The organism is Rhodobacter capsulatus, from assembly GCF_005144475.1.
In the GTDB taxonomy this organism is placed as follows: domain Bacteria; phylum Pseudomonadota; class Alphaproteobacteria; order Rhodobacterales; family Rhodobacteraceae; genus Rhodobacter; species Rhodobacter capsulatus_C.
In genome coordinates this window covers 56163-72557 of sequence record NZ_SWJZ01000043.1, presented here as the reverse complement: position 1 = coordinate 72557, position 16395 = coordinate 56163, and the positions used below count along the sequence as shown (strand labels likewise).

General features: G+C 66.7%; 18 protein-coding genes. 9 read left to right on the top strand and 9 right to left on the bottom strand.

Features of this window, described 5'->3' with window-relative positions:
* Positions 1-4 precede the first annotated feature (4 nt).
* Together FBT96_RS11205 and FBT96_RS11200 are read right to left on the bottom strand one after the other, a co-directional pair.
* Positions 5-262, bottom strand: coding sequence for a DUF4170 domain-containing protein (locus tag FBT96_RS11205; protein ID WP_013065978.1), 258 nt, complete (start codon positions 260-262; stop codon positions 5-7).
* A gap of 92 nt (positions 263-354) precedes the next feature.
* Positions 355-1176, bottom strand: a complete 822-nt coding sequence (locus FBT96_RS11200) for a sugar phosphate isomerase/epimerase family protein (protein WP_136906657.1) — start codon at positions 1174-1176, stop codon at positions 355-357.
* Between the two features lie 88 nt (positions 1177-1264).
* On the opposite strand from FBT96_RS11200, the gene zapE reads away from it, so the two are divergent.
* Positions 1265-2347, top strand: coding sequence for a cell division protein ZapE (zapE, locus tag FBT96_RS11195; RefSeq protein WP_136906655.1), 1083 nt, complete (start codon positions 1265-1267; stop codon positions 2345-2347).
* Between the two features lie 236 nt (positions 2348-2583).
* On the opposite strand, the gene FBT96_RS11190 is transcribed toward zapE, so the two are convergent.
* From FBT96_RS11190 to FBT96_RS11175, 4 genes are all read right to left on the bottom strand, one after another.
* Positions 2584-3603 carry an LLM class flavin-dependent oxidoreductase gene (locus FBT96_RS11190; protein WP_136906653.1) on the bottom strand — a complete coding sequence of 340 codons (1020 nt, stop codon included), beginning with the start codon at positions 3601-3603 and terminating at the stop codon, positions 2584-2586.
* A gap of 96 nt (positions 3604-3699) precedes the next feature.
* Positions 3700-4974 (bottom strand): bifunctional folylpolyglutamate synthase/dihydrofolate synthase, encoded by a 1275-nt coding sequence (locus FBT96_RS11185; RefSeq protein WP_136906651.1) that lies wholly within the window; start codon positions 4972-4974, stop codon positions 3700-3702.
* 72 nt (positions 4975-5046) lie between these two features.
* The gene (gene accD, locus FBT96_RS11180; RefSeq protein ID WP_136906649.1) at positions 5047-5979 is read right to left on the bottom strand and encodes an acetyl-CoA carboxylase, carboxyltransferase subunit beta; all 933 of its coding nucleotides are present in this window, start codon (positions 5977-5979) and stop codon (positions 5047-5049) included.
* A gap of 75 nt (positions 5980-6054) precedes the next feature.
* Complete coding sequence (locus FBT96_RS11175) at positions 6055-6933, bottom strand: CPBP family intramembrane glutamic endopeptidase (protein WP_169583389.1); 879 nt, start codon at positions 6931-6933, stop codon at positions 6055-6057.
* A 145-nt stretch (positions 6934-7078) separates the two neighbouring features.
* Between FBT96_RS11175 and FBT96_RS11170 the strand changes: the two genes are divergently transcribed.
* Positions 7079-7837 carry a TSUP family transporter gene (locus FBT96_RS11170; RefSeq protein ID WP_136906645.1) on the top strand — a complete coding sequence of 253 codons (759 nt, stop codon included), beginning with the start codon at positions 7079-7081 and terminating at the stop codon, positions 7835-7837.
* Between the two features lie 239 nt (positions 7838-8076).
* Here the strand turns inward: FBT96_RS11170 and FBT96_RS11165 are convergent, their stop codons facing one another.
* The gene (locus FBT96_RS11165) at positions 8077-9066 is read right to left on the bottom strand and encodes an asparaginase (protein ID WP_136906643.1); all 990 of its coding nucleotides are present in this window, start codon (positions 9064-9066) and stop codon (positions 8077-8079) included.
* 162 nt (positions 9067-9228) lie between these two features.
* Between FBT96_RS11165 and FBT96_RS11160 the strand changes: the two genes are divergently transcribed.
* From FBT96_RS11160 to FBT96_RS21455, 3 genes are all read left to right on the top strand, one after another.
* A complete protein-coding gene (locus FBT96_RS11160) occupies positions 9229-9753 on the top strand; it encodes an invasion associated locus B family protein (protein WP_013065987.1) in 525 nt (174 codons plus the stop codon).
* Between the two features lie 111 nt (positions 9754-9864).
* Entirely contained in the window at positions 9865-11046 is a 1182-nt protein-coding gene (rlmN, locus tag FBT96_RS11155; protein ID WP_136906641.1) for a 23S rRNA (adenine(2503)-C(2))-methyltransferase RlmN, read from the top strand.
* Between the two features lie 2 nt (positions 11047-11048).
* On the top strand, positions 11049-11696 hold the full coding sequence (locus FBT96_RS21455; RefSeq protein WP_136906742.1) for a CatB-related O-acetyltransferase: 648 nt from the start codon (positions 11049-11051) through the stop codon (positions 11694-11696).
* A 79-nt stretch (positions 11697-11775) separates the two neighbouring features.
* On the opposite strand, the gene FBT96_RS11145 is transcribed toward FBT96_RS21455, so the two are convergent.
* Positions 11776-12606 (bottom strand): LOG family protein, encoded by an 831-nt coding sequence (locus tag FBT96_RS11145; RefSeq protein ID WP_136906639.1) that lies wholly within the window; start codon positions 12604-12606, stop codon positions 11776-11778.
* A gap of 79 nt (positions 12607-12685) precedes the next feature.
* Here FBT96_RS11145 and dapD point away from each other — a divergent pair, with 79 nt between their 5' ends.
* From dapD to FBT96_RS11125, 4 genes are all read left to right on the top strand, one after another.
* Positions 12686-13513 (top strand): 2,3,4,5-tetrahydropyridine-2,6-dicarboxylate N-succinyltransferase, encoded by an 828-nt coding sequence (gene dapD / locus FBT96_RS11140; RefSeq protein WP_136906637.1) that lies wholly within the window; start codon positions 12686-12688, stop codon positions 13511-13513.
* Between the two features lie 2 nt (positions 13514-13515).
* The gene (locus FBT96_RS11135; protein ID WP_136906635.1) at positions 13516-13770 is read left to right on the top strand and encodes a hypothetical protein; all 255 of its coding nucleotides are present in this window, start codon (positions 13516-13518) and stop codon (positions 13768-13770) included.
* A 13-nt stretch (positions 13771-13783) separates the two neighbouring features.
* Complete coding sequence (locus tag FBT96_RS11130; protein ID WP_136906633.1) at positions 13784-14137, top strand: hypothetical protein; 354 nt, start codon at positions 13784-13786, stop codon at positions 14135-14137.
* Positions 14138-14207: 70 nt separating this feature from the next.
* Positions 14208-15467: a lytic murein transglycosylase gene (locus FBT96_RS11125; protein WP_136906631.1), complete on the top strand. Its 1260-nt coding sequence runs from the start codon at positions 14208-14210 to the stop codon at positions 15465-15467.
* Between the two features lie 230 nt (positions 15468-15697).
* On the opposite strand, the gene FBT96_RS11120 is transcribed toward FBT96_RS11125, so the two are convergent.
* Positions 15698-16381: an NnrU family protein gene (locus FBT96_RS11120; protein ID WP_136906629.1), complete on the bottom strand. Its 684-nt coding sequence runs from the start codon at positions 16379-16381 to the stop codon at positions 15698-15700.
* Positions 16382-16395: the final 14 nt, after the last annotated feature.

Genomic DNA, 16395 nt, shown 5'->3' with positions numbered 1-16395 from the left:
GCTCTCAGCTGCCCAGTTCCTCGGTCGCCGAGGCCGGGGTTTCCTCGTCGCGCAGGCGGTGCAGATGGGCGATGAAATAGCGCATGTGGGCATCGTCCACGGTGCGCTGCGCCTCGGCCTTCCAGGCGGAATAGGCCGTGGCATAGTTCGGATAGATGCCGACGATATGGATGGCGTTCACATCCTTGAATTCGCTGCGCGAGGCGGACACAAGTTCGCCGCCGAAAACGAGATGCAGGCGTTGGGGGGAAGGTTTGCTCATGGGCCATCCTGTCGGAGAAGTTGTGCGCGCAGACTAAGCGAAGCCCCGCCGCCTCTCAAGCTGCGATGAGGGGGCGGTGGTAGGGGCGGTGGTCACTGTGCCAGCCCGCGCCCGATCAGGTAATCGGCCCCCTGCCGCAGCCCGCGCGGATCGGCGACCTCGAGCAGCAGCCGCGGCATCTGCGGCAGCCGGTTCAGCGCGGCAAAGACCGCCTGCCACGGCACGTTGCCCTCGCCCGGGTGCCAGTGCCGGTCGGCGAAGCCGTCGACATCCTGCAGATGCACATGGCGCAGCGCCGCCCCGCCCGCCAGCGCGAAGGCATCGACCGGCGGCGCCCCGCAGCGGTGGTGCATCATCTGCGCATGCCCGGTATCCAGCGACAGCTTCACCGCCGGACTGCCCAGGGCCTCGGCCAGCCGGGCCCGCAGCCCCGGATCGGTGTCCTCGACATTTTCCAGCACCAGCTCGACCCCCAGCCGCTCGGCGCGCTCGATCACCGGCCCCATCACGAAGCGCACCCGCTCGAAGGAAATCGCCGCCGCCACCGCGGAGGTGGCGATTTCGGCCTCGGTCCAGAGCCCGTAAGGCGAATGCACCACCATCTGATCGGCGGCAAGATCGGCGCAGATTTCCAGCGCCCGCAGCAGACGGTGCCGGATCACCGGGGTGATCTCCGGATCGGCGCAATCGATGCGGAAGGACATGAACGGCCCATGCACCCCGCGCCGCCCGCGGTGGCCGTCGAGCAGCTGCTTCGCGCGGGCCACCAGCTCGGGCGTGTCGCCGTCATGGGTCGTGGGCCAGCAGAAGCTTTGAATCTCGATGTCGCGGTCTTTCTCGAACAGCCAGTCGCGATGAAACTCGATCATGTCCAGGCTGAGGGCTGCGCCCAGAACGGGTAACTCTTTTGTCATCGCCGATCCCTATGGTTGTCCGCGCTGTCACAGGCTGCGCCAGCCACGCGCGCTTTTCAATCCGGTTTCAAGCCGTTAATCAGGCCCCATGCACAGAAGTCTCACTCAGATCTACGATAGCCGCGTCGCGGCGGGAACCCTGCGTGCCGATGCGGCCCAGCGGGCGGTGCTGCCGCTGCTCGACCGGGTGCGGGCGGAACTGGAGGCGCCGGTGAAGAAGCCCGGCCTGTTCGGGCTTTTCGCCAAGCCGCCCGAGCCGATCCGGGGGCTTTACCTCTGGGGTGGCGTCGGGCGCGGCAAGTCGATGCTGATGGACCTTTTCGGCGAGGCGGTGGCGGTGCCGAAACGCCGGGTGCATTTCCACGCCTTCATGCAGGAAGTGCAGGGCAAGATCGACGGCCATCGCCGCGCCCGGGAGGAAGACCCGATCCAGCCCGTCGCGGCCGAGATCGCCGCCGCGGTCCGGCTGTTGTGTTTCGACGAGATGCAGATCACCGACATTGCCGATGCGATGATCGTGGGCCGTCTGTTCGACGAGATGTTCAAGCGCGGCGTGACGGTGGTGACGACCTCGAACCGGCCGCCGGTCGATCTTTACAGGAACGGCTTGAACCGGCAGCTGTTTTTGCCCTTCATCGACATTCTGTCGTCGCGGCTGGAAGTGCATGAAATCGTGTCGGAAACCGATTACCGGCTGCATCGGCTGGCCGGGGCGGAGGTTTATTTTGCGCCCGCGGGGACGGCGGCCCACAAGAAGATGGATGCGCTCTGGAACGAGCTGACCGGGCATGACGGCACGACGCAGCTGCGCATCGAGGTCAAGGGGCGGTCGGTGGTGATCCCGCAGTATCACAACGGCGTCGGGCGGGCGCGGTTCTGGGATCTGTGCGGCGCGATGCTGGGGCCTGCCGATTTTCTGGCGATCGCCGGGGCGCTGCGGGTTCTGATGATCGACGACATTCCGCATCTGTCGGCCTCGAACTTCAACGAGGCGAAGCGCTTCGTGACGCTGATCGACGCTTTGTATGAGGGCAAGGTGCGGCTGATCTGTTCCGCCGCCGATGTGCCCGAACGGCTTTACAACGAGGGCGAGGGCAGTTTCGAATTCGCCCGCACGGCCTCGCGGCTGCGGGAAATGCAGTCGGCCGACTGGTCACAGGAAAACCGGTAAGCTGCTCTTTCGGGTCGTCTGACCGAGGCCATCGCCGAGGTCACGCGCGACAATGGCCCCGAGACCGGCGAGGGCCCAAAGGCCCTCGGCCTGCGCCCGCCCCGCCATCGGCGGGCGCAGTCGCGCCGCCGGGGCGGAGCGCAGGCCTCTGTTGTGCCTGGGGAAACGGTCCTGCGGCAGTCGTGGCGATACGGGCGGGGAAAGGCGGTGCCTTTCCCGTTCCGCCCGAAACACCCTTACCCCAGCATGTCCCGCACCATCGGCGCGACCCTGGTGCCGTAAAGCGCGATCGTGTCGCGCAGATGCGCGGGGTCCTGCGGACCGGCCGAATATTTCAGCGTGAACCGCGACAGCCCCAGCGCCTTGACCGTCGTCGCGATCTTCTTCGCCACCGTTTCCGGGTTGCCGACATAAAGCGAGCCATGGGCGATCTCCGCCTCGAAGGCCGCCTTGGTGAACCGCGGCCAGCCGCGGGACCGCCCGATCAGATCGTGCATCGCCGCGTAAGCGGGGAAGTAGCGCGCCTTCGCCTCCTCATCGCTTGCCGCGACATGGCCCGGCGAATGGACGGACAGCGGCAGCGGTGTCGCCCCCATCCGCGCGCGGGTGTGGCGGTAAAGATCGGCAAGCGCGCCGAACCGGGCCGGATTGCCGCCGATGATCGCCATGACCAAAGGCATGTCCATCGCCGCCGCCTCCAGCACCGACTCGGGGCTGCCGCCCACCCCGCGCCAGACCTGCAACCGCCGTTCCGGGCGCGGATAGACCGTCACGCCTTTCAGGGCCGGGCGGTGGCTGCCCTGAAAGCTGATCTTCTCCTGGCTGACAAGGCTTTGCAAAAGCTGCGCCTTTTCGGTGAAGAGCGTCTCGTAATCGTTCAGGTCAAACCCGAACAGCGGGAAGCTTTCGGTGAAGGACCCCCGCCCGATCGTCAGCTCCGCCCGCCCCGGCGCCAGCGCATCGAGCGTCGCGAAGCGCTGAAACACCCGGATCGGATCCTCCGAGGACAGCACCGTGACCGAGGTCCCGGCATGGATCCGCTCGGTCGAGGCCAGGATCGCGCCCAAGAGCGGCTCCATTGCGGAGATCGCGAAATCCGGGCGGTGGTGTTCGCCCAGACCGATGAAATCCAGCCCGACCTGATCGGCCAGAACCGCCTCGGCGAGCGTGTCGCGGATCACCTGCGCGCCCGAGCGGGGCCCGGTCGCATCCGCGGTGATGTCGCCAAAAGTATCAAGGCCGAATTCAAGCACCATCGCGGGCCTCCTTTCCGTTGCGGGAAAGATAGGCAAAGGACGCCTGTGCGCCTAGGCACAGGCGCGCACAGGACTTGTAACGGAAATGCGCAGGTCTCAGCCGTTCTCGCGCAGGACCTGGCCTGCAAGATACAGCGAGCCGCAGATCAGCACCCGCGCCTGCGGGTCTTTTTGCGCAATCTGGTCAAGGGCTTCGCCGACCGATCCGGCCTCGGTGACCTGCGCGAAGCCCGCCTTGCGGGCGGCCTCGGCCGTGGCAGTGCTGGGCAGCGTGTTGACCTCGTTCGGGATCGAAACGGCGGTCAGGCTTTGCGCCTCGGCCGCCAGCGGCCGCAGATAGCCCGCGATGTCCTTGGTGTTGAGCATGCCGCAAATCAGATGCGTCGGCCGCTGCACCATCCGCGAAAGCGTCGCCGCCACCGCTGCGCCGCCCGCCGGGTTGTGACCGCCATCGAGCCACAGCTCGACCCCGGGCGCGCTTTCCGCCAGCGGCCCGTTGCGCAGGCGTTGCATCCGCGCGGGCCAGTCGGCCTTCGTCACCGCGGCCTCGCAGGCGAGATCGTCGAAACCCAGAACCCGCAGCGCGGCAATCGCGGCGCCCGCGTTTTCGATCTGATGCGGCCCGGGCAGATTGGGCAGCGGCAGGTCGAGCAGCCCGGTTTCGTCCTGATAGATCAGCCGCCCGCGTTCTTCGAAAGCGTGCCAGTGCTGGCCGTGGGCAAACAAGGGCACACCCAGCCGCGCGGCTTTCGCCTCGATCACGGCAAGCCCGTCCGGCTGTTGCGGCCCGACCACGCAGGGCACGGCCCGTTTCAGGATGCCCGCCTTTTCGCCCGCGATCTCGGGCAGGGTCTCGCCCAGATATTGCTGATGGTCGATCGAGACGGGCGTGATGATCGTCAGCGCCGGTTGCGCGATCACATTCGTCGCATCCAGCCGCCCGCCAAGGCCGACCTCCAGCAGGGTGAAATCGGCGGGCGTGCGGGCAAAGGCCAGAAAGGCCGCGACGGTGGTGATTTCGAAAAAGGTGATCGGCTGGCCGCCATTCGCCGCGTCGCATTCGTCCAAGAGCGCCGAAAGGGCGGGTTCGGAGATCAGCTCCCCCGCCAGCCGGATGCGTTCATGAAACCGCGCCAGATGCGGCGAGGTGTAGGCGTGGACGCGCTTGCCCGAGGCCTCGAGCCCGGCGCGGATCATCGCCTGCGTCGAGCCCTTGCCATTCGTGCCCGCGACATGGATCACCGGCGGCAGACGGGTTTCCGGATGGTCAAGCGCCGCCAGCAGCCGGTGCACCCGGTCCAGTGTCAGATCGATGATCTTCGGGTGCAGCCCCATCAGCCGCGCGAGGATTTCATCGGAGGGTTGCGGCATGCTGGGCTCCTTTCATGCAAAGGCCGGGGGCGCTGCCCCCGGACCCCCGGGATATTTAGAGCAAGATAAAGATTATTCCGCCGCGGGTTGGTCCGTCGGCAGAGCGGCCTCGGTCGGCGCGGGGCCGGGCGGCGGCAGCTCGCCCCAGATCGGCGGCGGCAGGCGCATCATCATGCGCAGGATCACGATCAGCTCCTCGCGCAGTTTCTTGCGATGCGTGACGCGGTCCAGCATGCCGTGGTCGAGCAGATATTCGGCGCGCTGGAAGCCCTCGGGCAGGGTCTCGCGGATCGTCTGCTCGATCACGCGCGGCCCGGCAAAGCAGATCAGCGAATTCGGTTCGGCGATCTGCACATCGCCCAGCATCGCATAGGAAGCCGTCACGCCGCCCGTCGTCGGATGGGTCAGCACCACCACGTAAGGAAGCCCCGCATCTTTCAGCATCTGCACGGCGACGGTCGAGCGCGGCATCTGCATCAGGCTCAGGATACCTTCCTGCATCCGCGCGCCCCCGGCAGCCGAGAACAGCACCATCGGGCAGTGCAGCTCGATCGCGCGCTGGGCGGCGGCGAGGATCGCATTGCCGACATACATCCCCATCGAGCCGCCCATGAAGGAGAAATCCTGACCGACGGCGACGATCCGGGTCTTGCCCACCTCGCCCTCGACGACCAGCATCGCCTCTTTTTCGCCGGTGGTCTTTTGCGCCGCGCGCATCCGGTCGGGATATTTCTTCTGGTCGCGGAAATGCAGCGGATCGGCGATCGGCTCGGGGACCTTGACCTCGGTGAAGGCGCCAAGGTCGAAAAGCGCCTCGAAGCGGTCGCGGGGGGTGATCGCCATGTGGTGATCGCAGTTGGTGCAGACGTTCAGATTGTCCGTCACCTCGCGGTGGAACAGCATGGTTCCGCATTCGGGGCATTTCGTCCACAGGTTCTCGGGCATCTCGCGGCGCGAGAACAGCGAGTTGATCTTCGGTCGGACGTAGTTCGAGATCCAGTTCATCGGGGGGCCCCTTGGTTTCCGCGACGTCGCTTTGCAAGCTTGCGCTCAGATAAGCCCGCGCGCGGGCAAATGCAATCAGCGCCGCAGCCGCAGGCGCGCCGCGAGCCAGAACACCACGATCGCCAGCGCATCAAGCGCCAGATAGGGCGCCATCGCGACGGGGTCGCGGGTGTTCAGCACCAGCGTGTAAAGCGCCAGCCCGTCCAGCTGGCCATAAAGCCCGATCAGCAGCACCGCCGAGATGTTGTTGGCGAAATGCAGCGCCAGCGCCGGGCCAAGGTTGCCCGCCCTTGCGGTCAGATCGGCAGCCAGACAGCCAAACAGCATCGCCCAGAGCGCGAAGAAGATCGCCGTCGCGCCGTTCTGGCCGGGGGCGTAATGCAGCGCGCCAAAAAGCGCGGCGGGCAGCACCATCCAGGCCAGCGGATGGCGGATCCGCGCGCCGATCTGCTGCAGCAGATAGCCGCGGAACAGCAGTTCCTCGGCGGCGATCTGCATGAAAAGCAGCGGCAGCGCGATCGGCAGCCAGGAGATCAGCACAGAGACGGGCGTCGATTGCCCAAGGTTCGGATCAAAGGCCGACGTGGCGGCGATCAGCGCCACCAGCGGCAAAAGCGGCACGAACACCCGCAGGAAATCGGTCATCGCCCCGGGGCCAAGCAGGCTGGACAGGCTGCGCCGATGCAAAAGCCGCGTCACCAGCAGCACGCCCAGCACCAGCGGCAGGAACGTCGTCAGCACCAGCACCAGCCCGAAAGCGGTGCCGCCGCGGTCCAGTTCCAGCATCACCGCGGTCAGGACGACATTGCCCGCCAGCGCCTGCACCAGCGTCAGCGCCCCGATCACCGCCGCCCAGTAAAAGGCCGCGATCAGCACAAGGCCGATCAGGCTGCGCAGCCATTCGGCACGGGCGCGGGCAGGGGCCAGATAGGCGGCAAGGCGAGCGTAGGGCATGGCGGTCTCCGGCTTCGGGCGGCGGCGCCCCTCGGTCTGGCGGGTGACCCTAGCGGCGGCGCCCGGGCGGGACAAGCGGCTTTGTTTTGCGTGCTTTACTTTGCATCGGCGCTGGCCGAGACAGGGGGTCTGGCCCGGAGGATGCATGTTCGAAGTTTCCCTTGATCTGGCCCTGTCGCTGATCGGCGCGGCCTTTGTGGCCGGGTTTGTCGATTCCATCGCGGGGGGCGGCGGGCTGATCACCCTGCCGGTGCTGCTGCTGGCCGGGGCGACGCCGTTGCAGGCGTTTTCGACGAACAAGGTGCAGGGGGCTTTCGGCGCGGCCACGGCGGCGCTGACCTATGCGGCCAAGGGGCAGGTCAATCTGCGCGCGCAGCTGGGCGCGGCGTCTTTGGCGTTCCTGTCCGGGCTGGCGGGGGCGTTTCTGGTCTCGGTGCTGCCGACCGAGGCGTTGCGCCGGGTGCTGCCCTTCGTGCTGATCGCGATCGCGGCCTTTTTCGCCTTTCGCAAGGGGCTCGATGACACCGATCGGGTCGAGCGGATCCGGCCCGCGGCCTTCACCGCCTTTGTCGTGCCGCTGATCGGCTTTTACGACGGGCTGATCGGGCCGGGCGCGGGGGCGTTCTACATGATCGGCTTCGTGATGCTGGCGGGCTATGGGGTGCTGCGGGCCACGGCGCATACGAAGCTTCTGAATTTCGCCTCGAACCTGGGCGGGCTTGCGGCCTTTGCGGTGATCGGGGCGCCCTGGTGGGTGACCGGGATCGCGATGGGGCTGGCGCAGGTGGCGGGGGCCAGCCTTGGCGCAAGGCTGGCGATGAAGAAGGGGGCGCGGCTGATCAAGCCGCTTCTGGTCGTGACCTCGACCGCCTTGGCGGTGCGGCTGATCTGGCAGATGATCTGAGCGGGCCGTTTCGGGCGGAGAAGGAAACGCAGCGCGTTTCCCCGCCCGTGAAGCCCACGGAGTTGACAAGACCGTTTCCCCAAGCCTGACAGAGGCCGGCGCCTGCCCCGGCGGGCGAGAAGCGCCCGCCATGGGCGGGGCGGGCGCTGGCCGAGGGCCTTTGGGCCCCCGGCGGCCCCGGGCAAATGGCCCGCGTGACCTCGGCGATGGCCTCGGTCATGGCTGGCCGGGCCGCCGCCTCAACAAAACCCCGGGGCCAGCCGCATGCCGCCCGTGGCAAACCCGCGCCAGTTCCGGCTGACCGGCGGCACCAGCTCCGTCACCACCGGGTGATCCGGCGCCAGCGCCCCCAGATGCACCAAAAGCGCGGTGATCGCCGCCTCCGAGGCGCGGGTGGCGCCATCGGTGATCTTCAGCGCCACGCCGCGGCTCTGCTCGGGCAGGATCGCGACGAAAACCCCCTCGGCGCCGGTCTTCACCGCGACCTTGCCGCCCATCGCCCGCATCAGCTTCGTGCAGGCGCGGTTTTCCCCCGCCACCAGCTCGGGAAAGGCTGTCATCGCCTCGACCAGCCGTGCCGCGGCGCCCGCGCGCAGGCCGCCCTCGGGCCGGGCGGCGGCAAAGAAGTGCATCGCCCGCGCCAGAGCCTCGAGCGTGCAGGCGAAATTCGGCGCCGAACAGCCGTCGATGCCCCAGCCTGCCGCGGTCTCGCCCGTCACTTCCTCAAACGCCGCGCGCACCGCAAGCTGCACCGGATGGTCGATCTCGACATAGTCCGGCCCACCCCTCAGATGCCGGTTCAGCGTCAGGAACCCGGCATGCTTGCCCGAACAATTGTTGTGCAGCTGACAGGGGCTTTCCCCCGAACCGCTCAGCCGCGTCGCCTCGGGCTTGTCAAAGGGCAGATGCGCCCCGCAGCGCAGATCGGCCTCGCCGAGGCCGAGACCCGTCAGCCAGTCGCCCACCGCCCCCACATGCAGCGCCGCCCCGGAATGGCTGGCACAAGACAGCGCCAGCTGCCGCAGGCCAAGCCCGGCGGCCGCCGCGGCGCCGCTTTCGATCAGCGGCAGCGCCTGCACCATCTTGCAAGACGAGCGCGGAAAGACGACCGCGCCCGCATCCCCCCACACCCTTTCCACGCCCTGCGGCCCGTAAACGACCGCATGGCCGCTGTGCAGGCTTTCCGGCAAATCGCCGCGCCAGATCTCGATCAATGCCGCCGCTGCCATCCAATCCGTCCTTTCATGCGCGAAAAGCCGCCGGGGGGGCTTTCCCAAAACGCCACTTTTGCGTTATCACTGGAATATCGAGTTGAAATCAGGTCTGCCACAGTCAAGAAGGGCCGATAGCCTACGGGCGGACCAGAGGCACAGACAGCTGGAGGCTGTTCCATGAAGACGATCATCACGAGCGTCGCAGCGGTTCTCGCCGCGTCGCTGGCACTTTCCCCTGTCGCCCAGGCGCAGGAAAGTTCGAACCGCGTCGCCGCGAAAACCGACTGGAGCGTCTTCGTCGAAGACAGCCCGAAAGAATGCTGGGGCGTCTCGCCGCCGAAAAAATCGGCGGCCAGCAAGGACGGCAAGCCGGTGCAGGCGCGCCGGTCGGAAATCCTGCTCTTCGTCACCTTCCGTCCCGGCAAGGCCGGCGAGGTGATGTTCATGGCGGGCTATCCCTTTGCCGATGGCTCCACCGCCGATCTGAAGGTGAACACCGGCGCCAGCTTCACGCTGTTCACCAATGGCGAAGGCGCCTGGGCGGGCTCGCCCGAGGAAGACGCCAAGCTGATCGCGGCGCTGAAATCGGGCGCCGAGGTGACGATCTCGGGCCGGTCGGGGCGCGGCACCAAGACCGAGGACACCTTCTCGCTGATGGGCTTCACCGCGGCGATGGAAGAGGCGGCCAAGCGCTGCAAGTAAGCGCATCGACACAGGCGACGGCCCCGGCATTGTCCGGGGCTTTTGCGTTTCGGGCTACCGTTGGCGGGCCGAATCCCTTATATGCACGGCTTGCCCAACGCTGGACCTGCCATGACCGAGCCGACTTCCCCGATCACCCAAGACGTGCTGACCCTGCCGCGCAAGCTGCCCGAGGGGGGCAAGGTCAATCTGGTCGGCCTGACCCGCGATCAGCTGCGCGATGCGCTGATCGCCGCGGGCACGCCCGAGAAACAGGCGAAGATGCGGGTCGGTCAGGTCTGGCAGTGGATTTATCACTGGGGCGTGCGCGATTTCGCGGCGATGACCAATCTGGCGAAAGACTACCGCGCGCTGCTCGATCGGCATTTCGAAATCGCCCTGCCCGAGGTGGTGACCTGTCAGGTCTCGCTCGATGGCACGCGGAAATATCTGTTGCGCATCGCCGGCGGGCATGAGGTCGAGGCCGTCTACATCCCCGAGGAAAACCGCGGCACCCTGTGCATTTCAAGCCAGGTCGGCTGCACGCTGACCTGTTCCTTCTGCCATACCGGGACGCAGAAACTGGTGCGCAACCTGACGGCGGGGGAGATCGTCGGCCAGGTGATGGTGGCGCGCGACGATCTGGGCGAATGGCCGAAGCCGGGCGAACCGAAGGATGAAACCCGGCTGATTTCGAACGTCGTGCTGATGGGCATGGGCGAGCCGCTTTACAATTTCGAAAACGTCCGCGACGCGATGACCGTGGTGATGGACAACGAGGGGCTGACGCTGAGCCGCCGCCGGATCACGCTCTCCACCTCGGGCGTCGTGCCGGAAATCGCCCGCACCGCCGAGGAGATCGGCTGCCTGCTGGCGATTTCCTTCCACGCCACCACCGATGCGGTGCGCGACAAGCTTGTTCCGGTGAACAAGAAATGGAACATCAAGACGCTGCTCGATGCCCTGCGCGACTATCCGCGGCTGTCGAATTCCGAGCGGATCACCTTTGAATATGTCATGCTCAAGGGCGTGAACGACAGCGACGAGGATGCGCGGCGTCTGGTGCGGCTGATCCAGGGCATCCCGGCGAAGATCAACCTCATTCCCTTCAACGAATGGCCCGGCTCGCCCTATCAGCGCAGCGACTGGGAGCGGATCGAGGCGTTTGCCGACATCGTCTACAAGGCCGGTTACGCCGCGCCGATCCGCACGCCCCGGGGCGAGGATATCATGGCCGCCTGCGGGCAGCTGAAATCCGCCACCGAACGGGCGCGCAAGTCGAAGGCCGAGATCGACGCCGAAACGGGTCTTTGACCATGGGGCTGCGGCGGCTGATCCGACGCCTGCGCCCCGCGGCCCCGACCCCGCGCCCCGAGGATGGCACGGCGCACAGCTGGCAGGTCGGGGCGAGCCGGGTCAGCATCGGGCGGATGACCTATGGCAGCGCCGGTCTGACCATCCGGGAATGGGGCGAAGGGGCCGATCTGCGCATCGGCGCCTTTTGCTCGCTGGCTGCGGGGATCAGCATCTTTCTGGGCGGCAATCATCGCACCGACTGGATCAGCACCTATCCCTTCGGCCATATCCATGCCGAAAGGATCGCCTGCCCGCCCGTTGCGGGCCATCCGGCGACGCGCGGCGATGTGGTGATCGGCAATGATGTCTGGATCGGCAGCGGGGCGACGATCCTGTCGGGGGTGAGCATCGGCGACGGCGCGGTGGTGGCGGCCGGGGCGGTGGTCAGCCGCGATGTCGCCCCCTATCGGATCGTTTCGGGCAACCCGGCCTGCGTGATCAAGACCCGCTTCTCCGACGAGGTGATCGCGCTGCTGTTGCAGCTGCAATGGTGGACCCTGCCCGACGCCGAAATCACCGCGCTGGTGCCGCAGCTTTGCGCCGCCCCCGATCCCGAGGCCCTGCGCGCGCTGATCGGGCGCCTGCGTCCGACCCGGGCCGGTCTCTGATCCCCGGCGTCGCAAAGGGCGTATTTGCGCCAAGAAGAAGCCGCATGTTTCTTCTTGGTCCAAATACGCCCTTTCGCGGTCAGTCCTTGTCGTGCCCGTTGGCCCAGGTCTCGATCACCTCCACCGCTTCTTCCGCGGTTTCGACGAAGCTGATCAGCTTGACGTCCTCGGGGGCGATCGTGCCCGCCTCGGCCAGATAGTCCCAATCGACGACGCGGCGCCAGAACTCCGCCCCGAACAGGATCAGCGGAATCCGTCTCATCCGCCGGGTCTGGATCAGCGTCAGCGTCTCGAACATCTCGTCCAGCGTGCCGAAGCCGCCCGGAAAGACGCAAACCGCCTTTGCCCGCATCAGGAAATGCATCTTGCGGATGGCGAAATAGTGGAAGTTGAAGCACAGATCCGGCGTCACATAGGCATTCGGCGCCTGTTCATGCGGCAAGACGATGTTGAGCCCGATCGACTGCCCCCCGGCCTCGTGGGCGCCGCGGTTGCCCGCCTCCATCACGCCCGGCCCGCCGCCGGTGCAGATCACCCATTCGCGCCCGTAAGCCGCCATCGAGCGTTCGGTCATCATCCGCGCGAAGGTCCGCGCCTCGTCGTAATAGCGGCTGAGGTCTGCCAGAACCGGCGTCTTCGCGGTGTCCTTTTTCGCCGGTTCCGGGATGCGGGCGCCGCCGAACATCACCACCGTGCTTTCGACGCCGCGCTCGTCCATGATCAGCTGCGGTTTCAGCAGTTCCAGCTGCAGCCGCACCGGGCGCAATTCCTCGCGCATCATGAAGCCGCCATCGGTGAAGGCCAGCTTGTAGGCGGGCGCCCGGGTCTGCGCGGTGGCGGGGATGTCCTGCGCCGTTTTCGCATCCATGATGCTGTCACGGAACGGGTGGGATCGGCTCTCGTCTTTCATGTCACGGCTCGTTGCGCGAGGGGCTTTTCCCAACTATAGGGGGAAAACCATGAAAGCCACCTGAAAGAGGACCGTTCCGATGTCGAACGCCATGCTCGAAGCTGCCATCGAAGCCGCCTGGGAAGTTCGCGACACCCTCACGCCCCACTCCAAGGGCGAAGCACGGGACGCGATCGAGGCCACGCTCGAGGCGCTTGACAAGGGCGCGTTGCGGGTCGCCGAGAAACAGGCCGACGGCAATTGGCATGTGAACCAATGGGCGAAAAAGGCCGTGCTGCTGGGCTTCCGCGTCAAGGAGATGGAAGTGCATTCGGGCGGGCCGCAGAACGGCACCTGGTGGGACAAGGTCGACAGCAAGTTCGCCCATTGGGGCGAGGCGCAGTGGAAGGCCGCCGGGTTCCGCGCCGTGCCGCACTGCATCGTGCGCCGCTCCGCCTATATCGCCAAGGGCGCGGTGCTGCTGCCGTCCTTCGTCAACCTTGGTGCCTATGTCGATGAGGGCACGATGGTCGATACCTGGGTGACGGTGGGATCTTGTGCGCAGATCGGCAAGAACGTGCACCTCTCGGGCGGCGTCGGCATCGGCGGCGTCTTGGAACCGATGCAGGCCGGACCGACGATCATCGAGGACAACTGCTTCATCGGCGCGCGTTCGGAAGTGGTCGAGGGCTGCATCGTCCGCGAGGGCTCGGTTCTGGGCATGGGCGTCTTCATCGGCAAATCGACGAAGATCGTCGATCGCGAAACCGGCGAGGTCTTCTATGGCGAAGTGCCGCCCTATTCGGTGGTCGTCGCGGGGTCGATGCCGACCAAGGGGGGCATCAACCTTTACTGCGCGGTGATCGTGAAACGGGTCGATGCGCAGACGCGCTCGAAAACCGCGATCAACGATTTGCTGCGGGACTGATCGTGCTTTTGTCGCTGGGCGCCAAGGTGGGGGATGCGGTGCGGGGGGCGGCCTTGCCGCAACCCCTGCGGTTTGTTCTGATGGTCGCCGATCTGGCGATGATCGGGCTGCTGACGCCGGTGGTGCTGACGCGGCTGGGCGAGATGGCCAAGGCGGCGGAGCCGGGGCAATGGTGGCCCGGCGCCGCGATCGGGCTTTATGTGCTGGGGATGGCCTGGCTGGCCGTGACCTCGCTGCGGTCGCTGCGCCGCGGCTGAGAAGGGGAAAAGAATGACCGAGACCGCCGAGAAACCGGAAAAGGCGAAGCGCCCGCAGCAGGTCTATACGCTGCTTGTCGAGGTGGGGCGGTCGGCCAATGACGGGCTGCCGAAGGGATCGACCGGGGCGGGCTTGCTGTGTTACGCGAGCGGCGTCGACGAGGCGGAAGCCGTGCGCGAGACCGTGGCGATCCTGAAACAGGCCGAGATGGCGCCTTTGGACGTGACCGGCTACGGCACGCTCGAAGAGCGCGAAAAGGCGGGCGACGAGATCGACGCCGCCGAGAAAGAGCTGATGCAACGGGCGCTGGATGAAAATTCGGTCGTCGTGGCGCAGATGACGCCCTTTTACGACGCGAAGGCCTGAGCCAAAGCCGGTTTGCGCAAGCGCCATTGCCTGCTAGACTGTTCTCAAACAACGAACAGTCGGGCAGGCCATGAAACACGCGTTGAAACCCCTTGTCGTCACCCTTCTGGCCTTTTCGGCGCTGACCGCCTGTGGCGGGCCGCTGGATCGGGGGGGCGTTTCCATGAACACGATCGAAGAGATCCCGCCCGTCGATGCCGCGACGCAGGCGGGGATGGATGCCTGGGTGGCGGGCTTCAAGCCCCGCGCGATGGCGGCGGGCATCTCTGATACCACCTGGAACCGCGCGATGCGGAACGTGCCCTACAACCCGAAGGTGATCGAGCGGCAGCAGTTCCAGGCCGAATTCGTGAAACCCATTTGGGATTACATGGACAGCGCGGCGTCGGACGAACGCATCGCCAATGGCCGGGCGGCTTTGGCGCAGCATGCGGCGATTCTGCGGGAAATCGAGGCCCGCTATGGCGTCGACAAGGAAGTCGTCGTGGCCGTTTGGGGCATGGAAAGCCGCTATGGCGCCAAGCGCGGCAACACGCTGATCATCCCGGCGCTGGCGACGCTGGCCCATGACGGGCGGCGGGCGCAGTTCTTCGAAAGCCAGCTGATCGGCGCGCTGAAGATCCTGCAGGCGGGCGACATCGACCCCGCCCACATGACCGGGTCCTGGGCCGGGGCGATGGGGCATACGCAGTTCATCCCGACCTCGTATCTGGCCTTTGCGGTCGATTTCACCGGCGATGGCAAGCGCGACATCTGGTCGGACAATCCGGCCGATGCGCTGGCCTCGACCGCCGCCTATCTGGCGCGCTCGGGCTGGTCGAAGGGGCAGCCCTGGGCGGTGGAGGTCAGCCTGCCCGAGGGCTTCGATACCGGGCTTGCGGGCAAGGGCACGAAGCGGTCGCCCGCGGATTGGGCAGCGCTGGGCGTGCGCGGCGTGAACGGCGGGGTGGTGCCGAATTACGGCGCGGCCTCGATCCTTTTGCCCGCGGGGCCGCAGGGTCCGGCGCTGATGATCTTTGGCAATTTCACCGCGATTTCGCGCTACAACAATGCCGATGCCTATGTGATGGGGGTCGGCCATCTGTCGGACCGGCTGAAGGGGCAGGGGCCCTTTGTCCACCCCTGGCCGCGCGAGGGCCGGGCGCTTACCGATGCCGAAAAGGTCGAGGTGCAGCAACTGCTGACCGCGCAGGGCTATGACACCAAGGGCACCGACGGGCTGATCGGCGCGGGCACGATCGGCGCGGTGATGGACTATCAGCGCGCCCATGGCATGACGCCGAATGGCTGGGTGACGATCAAGCTGCTGGAAAGCCTGCGCAAGGGTTGATCGGGTGTTTCGGGCGGAACAGGAAAGGCATCGCCTTTCCCCGCCCGTTGCGGTTCCGCCTGCCGCAAGACCGCATCCCCAAGCGCAACAGAGGCCAGCGTCCCGCCCCGGCGGCGCGAAAGCGCCCGCCATGGGCGGGGCGGGCGGCTCACCGAGTGCCTTTGGGCCCTCGGCGGTCACAGGGCCAATGTATCGCGTGACCTCGGCGATGGCCTCGGTCAAGGCGAAGCTCACGGCGCCGGGCTGAGGCCGATCACCAGCTCATGCAGATGAAACACCGCCGCCCAGGCGAAGATCGCGATGGTAAGCCGAAGCGCTGACGGCCGCCGCCGCGGCCGCCACCGGCCCTCAAACCACGCGGCGCAAGGGATCAGGCTGGTCTGTGCCGCCAGACGCTGAAACTCGGCCAAGCCGATGCGGCGGATCAGACGCATTTCCATCGCCCGCATCCCGATCAGCGAGAACAGAAGGAACACCCCGAACAGGATCGCATGCGCCAGATCGCCGTTCACCAGAAGATGCGCCGCCGCCCAAAGCACCAGCGCCCAGAGGAACGGTTGCCGGGTGATGCCGACGACGCCGGGCCGGTCCGGATCGAAGCCGCTCGCTCGGCCTTCGAAGGCGAAGGGGTTCGGGGCGGCGATGGCGTAGCTTGAGATCAAGATCACCAGAGGCATCACGATATTCGCGAGCCAGCGCATCCAGATCTCTTGCGGCCAGAGTTCGACAAAGGGGGCGCGGGCGGCGGCAAGGATCAGCCAGTAGAGCAGCCCCAGCGCAAGGGCGCCAAAGGCGATGCCATAGCCCACCCGGCCGAAAGCGGCGACCAGCGGCGTCTTGATCCGCGGCGTGGCCGGGATCAGATGGGTCGCCATGAAGGCAAGGCCCGCGAGCGAAAACTCAAGCCAGCCCATCGCTTAGCCTTTCC

Excerpts from the sequence above, each read along its gene's own strand:
- FBT96_RS11200 (WP_136906657.1), bottom strand. The coding sequence starts at position 1,176 with ATGACAAAAGAGTTACCCGTTCTGGGCGCAGCCCTCAGCCTGGACATG.
- FBT96_RS21455 (WP_136906742.1), top strand. The coding sequence starts at position 11,049 with ATGGGGCTGCGGCGGCTGATCCGACGCCTGCGCCCCGCGGCCCCGACC.
- FBT96_RS11185 (WP_136906651.1), bottom strand. The coding sequence starts at position 4,974 with ATGCCGCAACCCTCCGATGAAATCCTCGCGCGGCTGATGGGGCTGCAC.
- FBT96_RS11130 (WP_136906633.1), top strand. The coding sequence starts at position 13,784 with ATGACCGAGACCGCCGAGAAACCGGAAAAGGCGAAGCGCCCGCAGCAG.
- dapD (WP_136906637.1), top strand. The coding sequence starts at position 12,686 with ATGTCGAACGCCATGCTCGAAGCTGCCATCGAAGCCGCCTGGGAAGTT.
- rlmN (WP_136906641.1), top strand. The coding sequence starts at position 9,865 with ATGACCGAGCCGACTTCCCCGATCACCCAAGACGTGCTGACCCTGCCG.
- FBT96_RS11145 (WP_136906639.1), bottom strand. The coding sequence starts at position 12,606 with ATGAAAGACGAGAGCCGATCCCACCCGTTCCGTGACAGCATCATGGAT.
- FBT96_RS11205 (WP_013065978.1), bottom strand. The coding sequence starts at position 262 with ATGAGCAAACCTTCCCCCCAACGCCTGCATCTCGTTTTCGGCGGCGAA.
- FBT96_RS11170 (WP_136906645.1), top strand. The coding sequence starts at position 7,079 with ATGTTCGAAGTTTCCCTTGATCTGGCCCTGTCGCTGATCGGCGCGGCC.
- accD (WP_136906649.1), bottom strand. The coding sequence starts at position 5,979 with ATGAACTGGATCTCGAACTACGTCCGACCGAAGATCAACTCGCTGTTC.
- FBT96_RS11160 (WP_013065987.1), top strand. The coding sequence starts at position 9,229 with ATGAAGACGATCATCACGAGCGTCGCAGCGGTTCTCGCCGCGTCGCTG.
- zapE (WP_136906655.1), top strand. The coding sequence starts at position 1,265 with ATGCACAGAAGTCTCACTCAGATCTACGATAGCCGCGTCGCGGCGGGA.
- FBT96_RS11175 (WP_169583389.1), bottom strand. The coding sequence starts at position 6,933 with ATGCCCTACGCTCGCCTTGCCGCCTATCTGGCCCCTGCCCGCGCCCGT.
- FBT96_RS11165 (WP_136906643.1), bottom strand. The coding sequence starts at position 9,066 with ATGGCAGCGGCGGCATTGATCGAGATCTGGCGCGGCGATTTGCCGGAA.
- FBT96_RS11120 (WP_136906629.1), bottom strand. The coding sequence starts at position 16,381 with ATGGGCTGGCTTGAGTTTTCGCTCGCGGGCCTTGCCTTCATGGCGACC.
- FBT96_RS11190 (WP_136906653.1), bottom strand. The coding sequence starts at position 3,603 with ATGGTGCTTGAATTCGGCCTTGATACTTTTGGCGACATCACCGCGGAT.
- FBT96_RS11125 (WP_136906631.1), top strand. The coding sequence starts at position 14,208 with ATGAAACACGCGTTGAAACCCCTTGTCGTCACCCTTCTGGCCTTTTCG.